The sequence below is a fragment of the Nonomuraea rosea genome, assembly GCF_039539705.1.
GTDB classification, from domain to species: Bacteria; Actinomycetota; Actinomycetes; order Streptosporangiales; family Streptosporangiaceae; genus Nonomuraea; species Nonomuraea rosea.
Genome location: NZ_BAABDQ010000006.1, coordinates 167,926 through 183,421, shown reverse-complemented (window position 1 = coordinate 183,421; position 15,496 = coordinate 167,926). Strand labels below are relative to the sequence as shown.

12 protein-coding genes are annotated in these 15,496 nt (G+C 68.7%); 2 read left to right on the top strand and 10 right to left on the bottom strand.

What is annotated here, in order from left to right; all coding sequences use genetic code 11:
- Window positions 1-12: 12 nt before the first annotated feature.
- From ABEA43_RS17300 to ABEA43_RS17255, 10 genes are all read right to left on the bottom strand, one after another.
- Window positions 13-3,531 (bottom strand): hypothetical protein, encoded by a 3,519-nt coding sequence (locus ABEA43_RS17300; RefSeq protein WP_345562930.1) that lies wholly within the window; start codon window positions 3,529-3,531, stop codon window positions 13-15.
- A gap of 89 nt (window positions 3,532-3,620) precedes the next feature.
- Complete coding sequence (locus ABEA43_RS17295; RefSeq protein ID WP_345562928.1) at window positions 3,621-4,937, bottom strand: lipopolysaccharide biosynthesis protein; 1,317 nt, start codon at window positions 4,935-4,937, stop codon at window positions 3,621-3,623.
- Entirely contained in the window at window positions 4,930-5,733 is an 804-nt protein-coding gene (locus ABEA43_RS17290; RefSeq protein ID WP_345562927.1) for a polysaccharide deacetylase family protein, read from the bottom strand. The genes ABEA43_RS17295 and ABEA43_RS17290 overlap by 8 nt, the downstream gene beginning before the upstream one ends.
- A complete protein-coding gene (locus tag ABEA43_RS17285; protein WP_345562926.1) occupies window positions 5,730-6,671 on the bottom strand; it encodes a glycosyltransferase family 2 protein in 942 nt (313 codons plus the stop codon). Before ABEA43_RS17285 ends, ABEA43_RS17290 begins: the two co-directional genes overlap by 4 nt.
- Before the next feature lie 11 nt (window positions 6,672-6,682).
- Window positions 6,683-7,516 (bottom strand): glycosyltransferase family 2 protein, encoded by an 834-nt coding sequence (locus tag ABEA43_RS17280; protein WP_345562925.1) that lies wholly within the window; start codon window positions 7,514-7,516, stop codon window positions 6,683-6,685.
- Window positions 7,517-7,661: 145 nt separating this feature from the next.
- Window positions 7,662-8,792 carry a GNAT family N-acetyltransferase gene (locus tag ABEA43_RS17275; RefSeq protein ID WP_345562923.1) on the bottom strand — a complete coding sequence of 377 codons (1,131 nt, stop codon included), beginning with the start codon at window positions 8,790-8,792 and terminating at the stop codon, window positions 7,662-7,664.
- A complete protein-coding gene (locus ABEA43_RS17270; protein ID WP_345562922.1) occupies window positions 8,789-9,157 on the bottom strand; it encodes a hypothetical protein in 369 nt (122 codons plus the stop codon). Before ABEA43_RS17270 ends, ABEA43_RS17275 begins: the two co-directional genes overlap by 4 nt.
- 295 nt (window positions 9,158-9,452) lie before the next feature.
- Complete coding sequence (locus ABEA43_RS17265) at window positions 9,453-11,009, bottom strand: sigma-70 family RNA polymerase sigma factor (RefSeq protein WP_345562920.1); 1,557 nt, start codon at window positions 11,007-11,009, stop codon at window positions 9,453-9,455.
- A gap of 222 nt (window positions 11,010-11,231) precedes the next feature.
- Window positions 11,232-12,914, bottom strand: coding sequence for a substrate-binding domain-containing protein (locus ABEA43_RS17260; RefSeq protein WP_345562918.1), 1,683 nt, complete (start codon window positions 12,912-12,914; stop codon window positions 11,232-11,234).
- A 224-nt stretch (window positions 12,915-13,138) separates the two neighbouring features.
- Window positions 13,139-13,774: a cation diffusion facilitator family transporter gene (locus ABEA43_RS17255; protein ID WP_345562916.1), complete on the bottom strand. Its 636-nt coding sequence runs from the start codon at window positions 13,772-13,774 to the stop codon at window positions 13,139-13,141.
- Between the two features lie 142 nt (window positions 13,775-13,916).
- Between ABEA43_RS17255 and ABEA43_RS17250 the strand changes: the two genes are divergently transcribed.
- Window positions 13,917-14,687 (top strand): DUF4184 family protein, encoded by a 771-nt coding sequence (locus ABEA43_RS17250; RefSeq protein ID WP_345562915.1) that lies wholly within the window; start codon window positions 13,917-13,919, stop codon window positions 14,685-14,687.
- Entirely contained in the window at window positions 14,680-15,492 is an 813-nt protein-coding gene (locus ABEA43_RS17245) for a TrmH family RNA methyltransferase (RefSeq protein ID WP_345562913.1), read from the top strand. The genes ABEA43_RS17250 and ABEA43_RS17245 overlap by 8 nt, the downstream gene beginning before the upstream one ends.
- Window positions 15,493-15,496 lie beyond the last annotated feature (4 nt).

Here is a 15,496-nt window from a genome sequence, read left to right as displayed (position 1 = left end):
TTTCCTGTGAATTCAGTTATTTTGAGCGATATAGATGAACCGCTCGATGATCACCGCAAAGGCCACCACGAAGGCCGGGATCGCCAGGAACAGCAGGCGTTTGCGGGCCCTCCGCGCCCGGTTCGGGCCGTTCAGCCGGATGACCTCGTAGCCGAAGAGTGCGACCCATGTCACACCCAGTGCGCCGATGCCCACCGGCGTCCAGGGCGAGGTGGGGTCGCCGCGCCCCTTGTACGGGTTCGGTTCGGGGATCTCGGTGCCCCTGACGAACTTCTTCCACGTGTAGAGTGCCGCGTCCTCGTTGGAGAACACCCGTTTCAGATCCGGCGAGGCGTCCAGCGCGGCCCGGAACTTCGTCCCCCAGTCCTCGCTGTAGCCCTCGTTGAGCTGCAGATAGCTGATCTGGCCGCGGCTCACCATCAGGTACGAGTTACGCGGCTGTTCCTTCAGCATCTTGATCGCGTCGGCGACCTTGGTCGGATCCTTGTAGACGAGGGCCTGCACGCCGAAGTTGACCAGCTCGACGTCCCGCTCGCCCCACGGCATGGTCGGCGTGACCTCGGGTCCGACCTTGGGCACCAGGTACAGCACCTTGGCGCTGGGCTTGTCGTGCTCGTAGATGTAGTGCATGGCGGCCACCTCGCCCGTGGTGACCCGCTCGAACTTCTCGTTGCCGTACCTGGCCAGCAGGAACGCCATCGCGAACAGCACCGCGAAGCACGCCGCGAGCACGACGGACAGCTTCTTGGTCAGCTCGGGGTTGAACCGCACGTTCCGCTTGCGCAGCGGCACGGTCTCCTCGCGTACGTCCGCGCTGTCGGCCGGCATGTTCGGGAAGAACGCGTACGCGGCCAGCAGGCAGGAGCCGGGCAGCGCGAACATGTAGATGCGCAGCCCGATCTCGCCGCCGTAGCTCTGCAGCCCCAGCGCCAGCACCGGCACGCAGAGCAGGATCAGCGCCGAGCGGTCGAACACCCCGCGCCGCAGCCGCCTGAACAGGCCGGTGGCCGCCAGGCTGAGGATCACCACGAGGATGCCGAGCCGCGCCTGCAGCACCATCGCGTGCGCGGGGTCGCTGCCTTCGATCCGGTCGCCGGTGCTGCCGCCGATGTTGTCGAAGATGTTGCCCAGGCCGCCGAAGATCGCGCCGATCTGGCTGGACCAGAAGCCGACGGTCATGTAGCTGATCCAGGCCAGCACCACGAGCCCGAGGAAGAACGGCAGCGCCCAGGTCAGCGTGGTCCGCTTGAAGATCAGGAACGCCGTGACGACGCCGAGCATCATGAACGGCGTGATCTGGTGCGAGGCCACCGCCGCGAAGAACAGCGCCAGCAGCATCATCAGCATGAGCAGCTTGTCGGCTCTGTACGTCCCGGTGTTGGCCAGCTCGCCCGGCGTCATCGCGTCCAGGCGCCCGATCAGCTTACGCAGGCCCTTCGGCGGGACCGGCTTGGTGCGCGGCTCGACCCGCCCGAACCAGCGCAACAGAATCGCCACGAACGCCAGATAGAGGGCGAACGTGAAGCCCTGTGGCGAGAAGTAGTCCTGCCCGATCCACTGCACCAGCACGAACAGCAGCGCCGCGAACCACCTGGCCCGCGTCGTCGCCACGACCTGGCGCAGGATCAGCACGAACGGGAGCAGGTAGAGCAGGTTCGACAGGAGCGGCGTCCACTGCAGGATCGTCGTCATGTCGCTGATGCCGGCCGCCTTCGTGACGAAGGCGAACAACGCGAAGTAGCCCGGCCAGCCCATGCGGGCGTCGATGCTGATGGCCGTCTCGCCGGTCCTGCCGATGAACTCGACGAAACCGGCATGGATGTAGGCGGTGGGGAAGCGCGGCTCGCTCGCCACGAGCGCGCCCGCGCCGTGCAGGGCGAACGTGATCGCGGCGATCTGGAACAGCAGCAGGAACTTGCGGTCGGTGCTCTGGGCGACCGTGACGAAGAACGACACGAGCATGATCAGAATGGCCACGAACGCCGTGGTCGGCAGGGCCGAGATCAGGCCGAGGCCGTCAATATCGGCCGGATCCACGCCGCGCAGGGGCCCGGGGGCCACCTTGATGGCGAGGATGTACATGAGCAGGCCCTCTAGGACCAGCAGCACGGGCAGCCACTTGGGCGCACTCGCGATGAGCGCCCCGATCCGGCCCCCGGTGCCGAGCCGCGCCTTGACCGGCGCCTGCCCGCCCTGCTGAGAGCTCTGCTGCGGTCCTTGCTGCGCCTCAAGCTGCGGCACTCCGCCTGGCGCCTGCGGCCCTCCGCCGGGCGCCTGCTGCAACCCACTGGGCGCCTGCTGCGGTCCGCTGGCGCCTTGCTGCTGCAGCGCCTGTGGCGGCGCACCAGCGGGCCCCTGCTGCGGAGAACGAGCGAGAGCTTGCTGCGACTGCGGCGCACCGCCCGGCGCCTGCTGCCCCGGCCGCAACGCCTGCTGCCCGGACGCGGCGGCCTGCTGCGGGGAGGCGGCGGCCTGCTGCGGCGCCGCACCGGGCGCCTGCGCGGGCCCGCCCTGTCCCGAAGCCGCACCGGCCTGCCCCGGCGCTCCAGAGCCCTGCGGTACGGCGCCCGTGGGCTTACCGCCGGCCGCTCCGGCACCCGGGTTGCGCCCAGCAGCCCCGCCCGAGGCCGTGTCTGAGGCAGGGGACGTCGCCCCGGCCTGTTCGCCGGCACCCGACGCCTGCGCGGACGACTCTCCGGCGGGCTTGACTCCAGCGGACGCTCCTCCAGCGGGCTTCGTCCCCGCGGACGGCGTTCCAGCCGGTTTGGTCCCTGCGGACGGTGCCTCGGCGGGTTTGGTCCCTGCGGACGGTGCCCCTGCCGGTTTGGTCTCTGTGGAGGGAGCTTCGGCGGGCTTCGTCCCTGCGGAGGCAGGTCCGGCGGGCTTCGTCCCTGTGGGCGGCGCTCCGGCCGGTGAGGAAGCGGTGGGCAGCGTACCGGCCGCCTCCGCGTCGGCGAACGCGTTCTTGCCGGACGGCCCCTTGGCGGGCCTGCCCGCAGACGGTGCCGCCTTGGGCGCGACAGGGCTCGGCTGCGTGCCGGCAGCCTCCGGCGACGCGGCCCGCTGCGGCCCGCTGTCCGGCTGACGGCCACCGGACCCTTGCGTACCCCCGGCGACCTTGGCCCCGCCACCGGCAGCCTGCGCACCACCGCCAGCGGCCTGCGCACCACCGGCAGCAGCCTGGGCGTCACCAGCAGTTTCGGCAGGCGAGCCCGGCCGCGAGGACGAGGAAGGCGTCTTCGAGCCCGCCCCACCCTTCTTGGCCCCGGCCCCCTGCGCAGGCATGGTCACCGTCCCGGCGGCAGACGGATCCGCCGCCTCATCGACCGTGGGCGGGTGCCCGATGTGCACCGTGCTGGGCAGCCGGAAGGCCGTGGTCATCTCCGCGTTCGGCTCGGCCTCCTGGCCGGCGTCCTTCGCAGCGTCGACATCGTCCTCAGCAGAAGATTTCTCAGACGAGCCGGAGTCCTCCGGAGAGGGCTCGAACGTCAGCTTCGGGATGATCCCGGTAGCCTCCGGATCGAAGGGCACGTCTGACTCCTCCTTGTCCCCGCGCACATCCGAGGACCCCGAAGTCCCCGTTGGCATGCCATCGCCGTCCCGTTGCCTCACGTTGACCATCATGCGGCCCCGGACGACCCCTGGGTGACAGTGGGCGTCCCAGTATCGCCGAACTTGAGAATTTTACGTAGATTTCCGAAGATCAAAAGTGCCATCAGAAGCTCGCTGAAGAGCAACCCGTACCCCACCGCGTTCACTCCCGCGACCGGGAACAGCGCCACCGTGGACACCAGCACCAGCACGGCGAGCCCGATCTGCACGATCGCCAGCGTCCGCGCCCTGCTCTGCGCCCGCAACGCGCTCAGATAGACCTCGATCAGCACCCGGGGCAGCACCGCCAGCGCCATGAGCCGCAGCAGCGTCGTGCCCTCGTCGGCGAACTCCGACCCGAAGATGGCCAAGATCAGCGGCGCCCCCAGGAGCGCCACCGCGATGATCGGCGTGACGATCATGAAGGCGCGCCGGAGCGCCCGCCGGCAGTTCAGGGCCAGTTTGGCACGATCGAAAGAGCCCTCGACGGTCAGCGACACCGCCATGTTCATGGCCAGCAGTTCGATCATGCTGGCCAGCGTGTGCGCCATCGAGAAGCGCCCGAACGTGGCCTCGCCCACCTGCGTGGCGATCACCACGGGCACGAGGTAGACGATCGCCAGGATCGACAGCGTTCCGGGGAAGTCCCCAGCTAGGAACCTTCCAATTTCACGCAAACGAGGCGGCTGGGCCACGACGTCGGTCTGCTTGATGTGCCTCGGCACCACCACGCCGAAGATCAGCCAGTTGACCGGGATCAGGGCGAGCGCGGTCGGGATGACCCAGGAGACGAAGATCCCGCCCGAAGGCAGCGCTCCCGCCATCGCGACCAGCAGGCCCATCTTGACCAGGCCGAAGACCAGGTTGTTCATGGGGACGAACGTGGCTCTGCGCAGCCCGGTCAGCACGACGTCCTGCAGCGTGAAGACGGCCCACACCACCACGGACGCCAGGAAGAACAGCCCGGGGCCGAACCCGGCCAGCACCGAGTACGTCTTCCCCCACATCGGCAGGGTCAGCAGGAACCCGAGCGCCGCGACCCCGCCCGTGGCGGCGGCCAGGCCGTACCCGCGCAAAATGAGCTCAGGCGTGCGCCGCCCGGCCAGCGGCAGGAAGCGGGCCAGCGCGCCCACGAAGCCCAGCGCGGTCAGCGACGCGAACAGCCGCATCGCCGTGATCACCGCCTGGCCGCGCCCGAACTCCTCGGGCGAGTAGAAGTGGGCGGCCAGCAGCCAGTAGCCCATGCCGAGCACGCCGGTGACCACGGTGTTCGCCATCAGCGCGTAACCCTGGCGGAACAGCGGGTTACGCAGGTCGCGCAGGATCTTCGACCGGACGCTAGACATTTCCGCGCACCCGCTGCAACCCGTACCTCGTCCTGCGCACGACGGCGTACCCCTTGGTGAGGATGCGCTCGCGCAGATAGATGAGAGGTACGGAGTTGCCTTCGACGGCGCGCTTGAACATGTTGATGGTCGTGCCCTTGCCGACCGTCAACCGGGGGATGGCGAGCATGTCGTGCCGGTCCGCGGCGATGGTGTTGCTCACGGCGCAAGCGGCGAAATAGCCGGCCTTACGCACTTCACGGCGTACGCGGGCGCTGGAGTACCCGTAGGGGTAGGCCATGGTGGCGACCGGCGCACCGATCTTCTCCTCCAGCAGACCCTTGTTCTTGCGCAGCTCCTGCCGGAGCTCTTCGAGCCGGAGCTGGTCGAGCTGGGGATGGCTGTGGCTGTGGCCGCCGATCTCGATGCCGGTCTGGGCGGCCTCGCGGGCCTGGCCCCAGGACAGCATGTCGTCCAGCGCCCGGCCCGCGGCGTCCGCGCCGGCGTCGGCCACCCACCCGCTGGTCAGGAAGACCGTGGCGGGAAAGCTGTAGCGTTCGAGCAGCGGCAGCGCGTGGCTGTGGAAGTCCGCGTAGCCGTCGTCGAACGTCACCACGATCGGCTTCTCCGGCACCGAGCGGCCGTTGTTCTTGTTGAACGAGGCCACCAGGTCGCCCAGCGTGAGCGGCGTGAAGCCGCTCTCGGAGAGATAGGCGAGCTGTTCGGCCAGGTCGGAGGGCCGGACCGAGTGCGGCTTGGTCTCGTCGTTCGGGTTGTCGGTGACCGAGTGGTACATGAGGATCGGCACTCGGATCATGATCGTTTCACCTTCAGCCGTACAGAACCCACCACATAGCCCCAGGTCGTCCAGGCCAGCCCGACCACGATCGCGGCGGCCCTGCCGAGCCCGCCGGCGTCGCCTCGCAGAGCCTCCCCGACCCCACGCAGCGCGCCGAGCGGCAGCGTCTTGATCGCGTGCGCCCGCTCGCTGGCCAGCCCGTCCTGCGTGCCGACCTCCTGCGTCACCAGGGCCTTCGACAGCCCTTCCGCGTAACACCTGGACCTGAAGTAGGCGAAGCCCTCGCGCTGCCTGGACACCTTGTGCCCGATCACCGCACGCGGCTCGAACAGCATGACCGAGCCCGGCTTGCGCTGGCTCAGCCTGATGCAGAACTCGGTCTCCTCGCACCCCAGCGGGCGGGACTTGCGTCCCTGCACGCTGCGGCCGATGCCGCTGTGGAACCCGCCGACCTCGGACACGACCTCGCGCAGGAAGGCGGCGTTGCCGCCCATCACGTTGCGGATCGGGGCCCTGACCGCGGGCATGCCGCGGTAGGTGCACCCGACCGTCCAGTCGAACTCGTACGGGAACCACCGCGGCCTGCGCTTGGACGCCCACAGGGGGTCGGTGCGACCCCCCACGCCCACCACGCCGGGGTCCTGGAAGCCCTCCTCCAAAGCCTCCAGCCACCCGGCGTCGGCGACCGCGTCGTCGTCGAGAAACGCGACGATCTCACCCGTGGCCGTGGCCACGCCGGTGTTCTTGCCTCCGGAAAGCCCCTGCACATGCGTGTTCTCCACCACGATGACCTGTGGATATTCACGCTTGAGCTTGAGGTGCAGCTCCGGGTTGTGGTCGACCACCAGGATCAGCTCGTGTGCCGGGCGCGTCTGGTTCTCGACCGACTCGACTGCCTGCCTGATGTCCTCCCACCGCTCCTCGGTGTAGACGCAGATGACAACAGACGTGTTCACAACGATCCTTCTTAAGCGACGCCTCGGTCAGCGGCGGGAGTGGCGGTGGGCTCAGGCTGGGCAGGAGTGGGCTGGCGACGCCACTCCTTCAGAATGGTCTTGAGCACACGGAAGCCATCTCGTACGGCGCGAAGGTTGCTCTCGCCGTGAATGCGGTTACGTTCGTGACTCGGCACCTCGTGCACCTTCAACCCGGCCTTGGCGGCACGCACGTTCATCAGAGTCTCCACCTCGAAGCCGTCGCAGTCGAGGTCGAGCACGTCCAGATGACGCGCCCAGAAGGCGTTGTAGCCGTAGCACAGGTCGGTGTACTGGGTGCGGTACATGACGTTGACGATCCCGGTGAGGACCTTGTTGCCAAGCCGGCGGTTGAGCGTCAGGTCGTCGCTGCCTCCGCCGGGGGCGTAGCGAGTGCCCTTGACGAAGTCGGCGCCGGTCACCAGCGCGCCCACGAACGAGATGATCTCGCGTCCGTCGGTCGAGCCGTCGGCGTCGATCATCACGATGATGTCGCTGGTGCACGCCGCGAAGCCGGCGGCCAGGGCGTCGCCCTTGCCCTTGCCGGTCTGCATGACGACCTTGACGTTGGGGCGCAGGCGCTTGGCCACCGCCACGGTGTCGTCAGTGGAGTTGCCGTCGACGAGCACGATCTCGTCGACCCACTGCGGCAGCGTCGCGAAGACGTGCGGCAGGTTCTCGGCCTCGTTCATCGCCGGCACCACGACGCTCACCGTTGGGGAAATGGCCAGGTGAGGCGTGACGGGCGTGAAGCTGGAAGGGGGCGGCATAGAACGCAGGGGCGCGGCCTGGAGCTTGCCGTTGTGCTTGGTTATCTCGGGACTCATGGCGAGGGAAATCCTTCCGGGACCCTTGCGCTGCGAACCGGACGGAACCACCCCCGGGTGCTGCGGGAATGGCGAAGCCGGTGAACGGTGCATCGAAGGGTCCTGTGGAGTGAGGGTGTGCTGTGGCCGGGGGGTTGGAGCGCGCTCAGCGTGCTCCGGTTGGTTCCTTGACTACTGAGTTGGGTGACTCTTGCTGCTGCATTGAGCTGCGCACCCGACCGAAGCCCTTCAGGACACGGTCGGCCGCTCTATAGAGAGACGGTCGATCCATGACAATTGTTCGGGCTTTGTTGAAAGGAGTTCGGCCCATCCAGTGAACCGCCGCCGTCGCGGACGGTCGTGAGATGCGGCCTTCGGCAACGTACAGGACCCCGCTCTTCAGCCAGTCCTTGTACTCCTTGCCGCCCTTGCCCATGTCAACCATGTGCAGACCGTCGTTCGCGGCGGCCTCGGCCATCTGAAGGTGATGGACGATGCCCGGCGAATAACGGCCGAACTCGGTGTCGTAGGCGGGGAACCACCCTACAAGCGTGGTGGCCGTACGGAGGCCGAAATGCCCGGCCACCGGTACGTCCCCGGCATAAAGCATGGTGAGGACACCCGCGAAGTCCGATGACTTTTCGGCATGCATCATGTCCGTCAGTTCGACGATCCACGGCTGGGCGAATCTGTCCACCCGGCCGGTTCTCCGATACTGGTCCGACTTCCACGCCAGCAGCGTGCGCAGGACCTCCGGATCGGCCGAGGCCCACTCAAGGCGGAGCTCCCCATGCTCCCGGCCGAGCTTGCGCTCCTTGTAGCGGACGGTCTTGAGGTTCTTCGGCGAGTTCGACTTGACCTGCTCGATCCAGGCGTCGAATCCGCCGGTGAAGTCCATGACCGGCGCGGGGCGCACGTCCGCCTCGTACGGGGCGAACGTCGGCTGCCCCGCCACCAGGTGGTCGAAGTCGAAGACGCTGAGCTTGCACGCCCGCAGCAGCGCCTTCGCGTCGAGCTGCAGATCCGGAACCGAAATCAAACCGTGACACGTAGTGAGGAAGCCCCCCAGCGGCTTACCGATGCCGAAGCTGTGCCGTTCGTACGGGAAGAATCCCGCGATGCCGTCTCCGTCGGAGATGACCGCCACCCTCACGTAATCGCGCAAGCGGTCCATCGCGACGGCGAACTCCACCGACAGGAACGGGTTGTCCAGACTCGGATCGGCCTTCTGCAGCTCTCGCCAGCGCGCGCGTTCGGAGTCTCCGAGCTCTCTCGGCCGAACTACCTGGATCTTCACCTTGCCCTGGCCCCCTGTTCGGTCTGCATGCTCTTCCCCCGGTACAACACGCGAAGCACGTACATGAACCCTCCGAGCACGGCGACCGTGGCCACACCCGCCCTGGGCGACCACGCGTTGAACAGCAACATGGCCTGGGCGAGGAGCACGTTCAGTACGAGACTTGCCGCAGCTCCTACTGATAGTGCGGCAAGGGGGTCACGATCACGCAACAGTCCCACCACTGCCGCCCCCGGAACGACCAGGAGGAAGAGAGAGATCAAGAACGGGCGCAGCGGCGTCTCGATGTCGAACAGCGCGACGACCGCTCCCGCTATGCAGGCGAGAGCCAGCAGCCATGCCAGCGCTCTGCGGTGCTTGAGCATCTCCTGTTTCTCTCCTGCTCTTACTGGTTGAGGCGCGATCGATCGCCAGTTCATGGGACCAATCCACGCCTGGACACGTCAATGCCGACGCTTGGCGACGCACTCCGGTTTACCGCAGGATGAGATTTCTTGTGTGACCTTCAACACAAGGTCATGCGTTCTTCGGCCCCGATGTGGTCCCCAAGCACACCAGAATGCCCTATGTGACCGGGTATCTTCGAGTCAGGGTCCGATTTACACCTATTTGTCGATCAAATCTGTGGATCTCCTGTGAGTTGAGAGCTACTTTGCGCTCTCACTGATCCATCGGCTCGGTCTGCGCGGCGCCGACAGATGAGGTTTCCACTCCGGTGGGCGATTCGCTCGGCTCGGGGGAGGACGTCGGCTGGTCGGTCGGCGGCTCGGAGCTCTGCGGGTCGCGGCCGTTCCAGGAGAGCGAACAGGTGGCGGTGCCGCCGTTCGAGGTGAAGGAGACGCGGCCGCTGCCGGAGCCGTTCGGGTCCACGATCGTCACCCAGATCGCCACGGAGCCGCCGGCCTTGATCGACCCGCTCGCCGGGAACACGTCCAGCCCCTGAGCGGCGGTCGCCACCCAGGACACCGAGGCGTTGCGGGCGCTGAGCCCGATCTTGGCCGCGCCGTCGATCGCGCGCGGGCACGAGGCGCGCAGCCTGGCGCCCGGCACCGGCCTGCGGCGGGTCGCCGTGGGCGCGGCGGCCGGCCTGGTGCTCGGCCGCGTGGCGGCGGGCCGCCCGCTCGGCGTGACCTTGCCCGACGGGGTACGGCTCGGCGTCGGCTCGGGCGTGATCTCGTCCGTGTCGATCACGGGCTCGGGCGTCGGGCTCGCGGAGAGCTCGGCCGTGGGAGTCGCCGGCGGGCGCAGCGCGGTGCTGTTGGAGGCGCCGCGGCCGTTGATCGCGACCATGGCGCCCGTCGCGGCCAGCACGCACGCGCCCGCCAGCATCACCGGCGCCAGCCGGCGCGGCCTGCGCCTGCGCGAGCGGTGCTCGACCGTGACGGGGAACCCGGTCCTGTCGAAGCTGTCGCCGCGATCGGTGATCAGCGTGCGGGTCTGGTCGCGGGCCGGGTTGACGCACGTGTCAACGACCCGTCTGCGCAGGGAGATCGCCGGGAACGCGACCGGCACCATGTCCAGCAGCCGCCCGGCGGAGACCTGCCGGTGCCGTCCCTCGGTGCACACCTCGCAGCCGCCGATGTGGCCGGACAGCCGGCGCCGCAGCAGCGGGGTGAGCGGTCCCTCCCACGAGTCCACCATGGCCGACAGATCGGGGCAGTGCGCCCGGCCCGTCCTGGCCAGCACCACGGCCGCGGCGGCGATCTCCAGCTGGTCGCGGGCCCGGCCGAGGCGGGCGGCGGCCTGGCGGGAGGTCAGCCCGAGCACCGCGCCGACCTCGGACGGGGTCAGGTCGTGCCGCGTCGACAGCTCCAGGACCTCGCGCTCGTTGCCGCTCAGCTCGCCCAGCGTCTCGTGGACGAGGCCGGCCAGCTCCTGGTCCTCCTGCTCGTCCAGCTCCGGAAGCGGCATGCCCTGGGCCGGGGTCCCGCTCCGGTGGGCCATCCTGGCCCGCACCTGGAACCTGGTGAGCGCGTACAGCCAGGCACGCAGCCTGGCCGGCTCCTTCAGCCGCTCCACACATCCCTGCGCGGTGACCAGCGCGTCATGTACGGCGTCCGCCGCCAGGTCCCGCTCCCCGCTGAGGGAGAAGGCGTAGTCGTGCAGCCGCTCGGCGTAGGAGTCGTAGAGCTTGGCCGGCGCATCGGCCTCGACCCGCCGCAGCGCCTCGACCAGCTCGTGATCGTCAGCGCGATCGACCGTCGGCCATCCAGGCACGGATTCCCTCCCCGCAGGTAGGACAGGCACTCAAGCCCCACGCGGAGAGGACGCCCCCTCATTCGAACAGGTTCGCCGCCCATGCCCAACAGGCATACTTATTGGCCTCTCTCCGTTCGGCTGGGCTCGGTCGCCTCATGCCGCCGTCTTCCCCCGCTCTGGTCGCTGCGCTCCCGCCGCTCCTCCAGACGACGGCACTCCCTCGCAAAACCTCGCGAAAACTCAGCCGTCGCAGTTGGGGGAGCAGAGGCGGCGTTCCATGCCCTGGAGGAAGAAGTCGCGGACCTGCAGGACGTTCTTGGCGATGTACGCCTCGCCGCCCGTGGCCTTGGCCAGCGCGTCCATCTGCTGCTTGCCCTGCTCGGCCTCCGGGCCGAACGCGATGAGCAGGATGCTGATGGGCCGCTTCGGGTTGTAGGTCTTCTTCAGGAACTGCAGGATCGCGGCGTTCTTGACGCCGCCGTCAGGGTCGTCGTTGCCCGCACCGTCCGTCAGGATCAGCAGCGTGTTGATCTTGTCTTCCTGGTACGACTTCGTGAGCTCCGTGTAGGCGGCCTTGACCGTGTCGTTTAGCCCCGTGTCACCCGTGGGCTTGGCCTCGATCTGGGAGAACGTCTTGGCCAGGAGCTCCTTGCGGAGCGCCCCGTCGATCGACTCGCTGAGCGGTCCGACGGAGACGAGCTCCTTCCAGTCCTTGTTCTGTCCGTTCAGATGCGTCGAGAACGTCCACAGACCCATCTCGGAGCCGGCCGGGAAAAGCCCCAGGCCCTCCGTGGCGATCTTGTTGATGGCCTGCATGCGGGTCATGTTCGTGCCGGGCACGGGCAGCGCCATCGTCCCCGAGACGTCGAGCAGGGTCAGCAGCCGGGTGCCGAGGTTGAGCCGCGACCAGGTCTGCACCATCCTGGCCACGGTCGCGCCGTCCGGCGGCTCCAGAGCCTGCGGCACCTCGGGCACGAACCCCTTGTCCTTCGACAGCGCGTCGCCCGCCTTGCCGTCGGAGCTGCGGAACCCGGCCTCACGCAGGGTCTTCTTGGCCGACTCCGTGGCGAGGTCCTGCTTGAAGTCCGTGGCCGCCTTGAGCACGGACGCGTCCTTGGTCAGGACCGTGACCGGGTAGTCGAGACTGAGCGTGCCCTCCTTGGGATAGAGGGCGACGACCGGGGCCTCCGGCTTCTTGGCGTTGTGCGCGTAGATGGCCTGCTCGGAGGTGACGCCGATCGGGACCTTGCTGCCCGACTTCACGGTGAGGCTGGCCAGCAGCGCCGTCGAGTCGGAGGCCATCTGCCCCGACAGCTCCTTCAGCGCGCCCACCAGCGCCTTGTCCTGCCCCGCCTCCTTGGCGCTGCCGGCCGCGGCCAGCAGCGCGGCCAGGCCGGCGGAGTTCTTCTGCGGGTCGAGGGCGAGCACACGGACCTTCCTGCCCGGTCCCTCCACGTTGGCCACGTTCGCCGCGGCGATCATGTTGACCCAGCTCGGCTGGAGCGAGTCGGCCAGCTTCGCCGCCGCCGACTTGGCCGCGGCCAGCACGACCGGCGAGGTGGCGATCGAGCCCTCCACCTCGGGCAGCCCCTGGCCGCCCTGGGTCTTGCGGATGCCCTCCAGGAGCAGGCTGGAGTCGGCCACCCAGAAGTCGGCGTTGATCTTGCCCGCGGCCAGCCCGTTCGCGGTCCTGGCCGCCGCTTCCTTGGCCACCGTCACCTCGACGCACTTGCTGTCGATCGAGTGCATGGCCTTGTTGTAGTTGCCGGCGATCTTGTTGAGCGCGGGCTGGATGTCGGGGGTCGCGACGACGCGCAGCGCCAGTTTGCCGCCCGAGCAGTCATGGTCGCGGTTGAAGATCACGAATGCGGCGACGCCGAGGAGGACGGCCAGCGCGACGGCTCCCGCCAGCGGGACGAGCACCCTGCCGCGGCCACGGCTGGGCCGTCTGCGGGGAGGGGGTTCATTCGCTCGGTATCCGCCGTCGAGCTCGTCTGTGCGGTGTCGCCCCACGATGTCCTCTTCGGTGTGTTGAGACCTTTCGGAGACCCTAGCGGGAGATGCTCCGCAATACTCCGGGAACGATACTCGGTGCGGTCAGTGTGGCAAAACAGCCCTTTTGGTGCGGTGATTACCCTCTGTTGCGCTCAATGGCAGCATGCGTGACCACGCCAGGCGCGCTTTCCCTCGCGTACGGCCACCACCGCCAGTCCCACGGCCACCAGCGGGTCCACCCACCACCATCCGAGGGTGCCGGCCCACAGCCCGGCCAGGACGCCGGCCGCCATGGCCGCGCAGATGAGATTCTGCGTTCCCTCGCCCGACGTGGCGGCCGAGGCCAGCCGCGCGCCGAGCCGCCGCTTGGCCATCCCCAGCGCCGGCATGCTGACCAGACTGAACGTCGTCACCACGATCCCCAGCACGCTCGGCACGGCACGATGCCCCGCGTCCAGGTCGTGCAGGACGTGGACGACGAGATAGGGGGCGAGCAGCCAGAAGCTGATCGCGACCGCCCGCCGGGCCGTGCTCTCCGCGTCGGGTGAGAGCGTGCGCTTGCCGGTGAACCGCCACACCACGATCAGGCTCGCCGCCGCCTCCACGAGCGCCGACATCCCCCACCCGATCAAGGCCACGGAATGCGCCGCCAGCCCGGCGGCCAGGCCGAGCGTGCTCTCCACGGTCAGCCAGACGAGCGTGGCGACGGAAAGCGTGCGCGCCGCGCGCGCAGCGCGCAGCCAGTCGGCTGACGCGGCCGGATGCTCATGAATCCGCTGATCAGGCACCGTGAACCCCCGAACTCCCGGCAATCCGGCCGTCGACAGCGATATGTACCGTACCCACTACTGACAGTCACCTTAGAGCGCCCCGGCAAAGGATGGTCAAGCTTCACCCGATAATGAACGTTGATCACCCAGGGGAGGGGTCGTGCCGTTCACACCTAGTCATATGGCCGCCGTGCTGCCGCTGCTCTCGTCGCCGCGCGTGCGCAGGTTCCTCGACCCGTGGGCGCTCGCGCTGGGGACGATGGTCCCCGACCTGCCGATCTTCCTGCCGTTCCTGCCCGACTACGGCAACTGGCACTCCTGGCTCGGCGTGGTCACCATCGACCTGGCCGCCGTGCTGCTGCTGTTGCCGCTGTTCCACGGCGTCTTCAGAGACCCGCTGATCTCCTTGCTGCCGCCGTCGCTGGCCGGCCGGGCCGCGCTCCTGGCCCCCGAACGGCTCAGATTCGGGCCGATGGTGGCCGGCGGCGTGCTCGGCTCCGCCACGCACGTCCTGTGGGACTCCTTCACCCACTCCACGGGCCCGATCGAGTGGGGCGGCTGGCTGTCCGTCTCCGTCTTCGGGGTGATCAGGCTCTTCCGGCTCCTTCAGTACGTCTCGTCCGTGGTCGGCCTGGCCGTGGTGGTCTGGTGGGGCTGGCGCGGGCTGTCCAGGATGGCGGCGGTGGCCGTACCCGACCGGTTGCGCATCTCGCCGCGCGTGCGCTGGACGGTCATGGCGGCCGGCTCGGCGGGCGTCGTGGCGGGCGCGTTCCTGTGGCCGCTCGTGGACGAGCCCAGCCCGGCGCTGGGCATACCGAGCGTGATCACCAAGACGGGCGCGGGCACGGTGATCGGCCTGTGCCTGGTGCTCGCCTGTTACGCGGCGGTCTGGCAGGTCAGGCGGCGCATGGCAGTATCGGAAGGTGCTTGAGTACGTAACCGGCGCCGGCGACCCGCGCCTTTCCGACTACACCCGGCTGCGGGACGTGGAGCTGCGCAAGAGCCTGGAGGCCGAGCGCGGGCTGTTCCTCGCGGAGGGCGAGAAGGTGATCAGGCGGGCGATCGGCGCCGGCTACCCGATCCGCTCGATCCTGACCACGCACCGCTGGCTGACCTCGCTGTCGGACGTGCTCGGGGACGCGACGGTCTACGTCGTGAGCGACGAGGTCATGACCGGCATCGCGGGCTTCCCGGTCCACCGCGGCGCCCTGGCCTCGATGGAACGCCTGCCGCTGCCCCCGGTCGAAACCCTGCTCACCAAGGGAGCGGGACGGCTGCTGGTCCTGGAGGACCTGGTCGATCACGCCAACGTCGGCGCGATCTTCCGATCGGCCGCCGCGCTGGGGGTGGACGGGATCGTCCTGTCGCCACGATGCGCGGACCCGCTGTACCGGCGGGCGGTGAAGGTGTCGATGGGCGCGGTGTTCTCGATCTCGTACGCGCGCATGGACGACTGGTTCGAGGGTCTGACGCGCTTGCGGAAGGCAGGCTTCCAGACCCTGGCGCTGACCCCTGATCAGGAGGCCACGCCCTTGGACGCCGTCGAGATGAGCGACCGGGTGGCGCTGCTGCTCGGTTCGGAGGGCGACGGGCTCTCGTCCCACTGGCTGGAGGAGGCCGATCGGGTGGTGTGCATCCCGATGAGCGCGGCCGCGATGGCCGCGGGCGTCGACTCCCTGAACGTGGTGGCCGCCGCCGCGATCGCCTGTCATGGGCTGATGCGATCAGCCGGCTGAATGG

Bases quoted from the DNA above. Each gene is read 5' to 3' on its own strand.
- ABEA43_RS17295 (WP_345562928.1), bottom strand. From the start codon at position 4,937: ATGTCTAGCGTCCGGTCGAAGATCCTGCGCGACCTGCGTAACCCGCTG.
- ABEA43_RS17290 (WP_345562927.1), bottom strand. From the start codon at position 5,733: ATGATCCGAGTGCCGATCCTCATGTACCACTCGGTCACCGACAACCCG.
- ABEA43_RS17280 (WP_345562925.1), bottom strand. From the start codon at position 7,516: ATGAGTCCCGAGATAACCAAGCACAACGGCAAGCTCCAGGCCGCGCCC.
- ABEA43_RS17270 (WP_345562922.1), bottom strand. From the start codon at position 9,157: ATGCTCAAGCACCGCAGAGCGCTGGCATGGCTGCTGGCTCTCGCCTGC.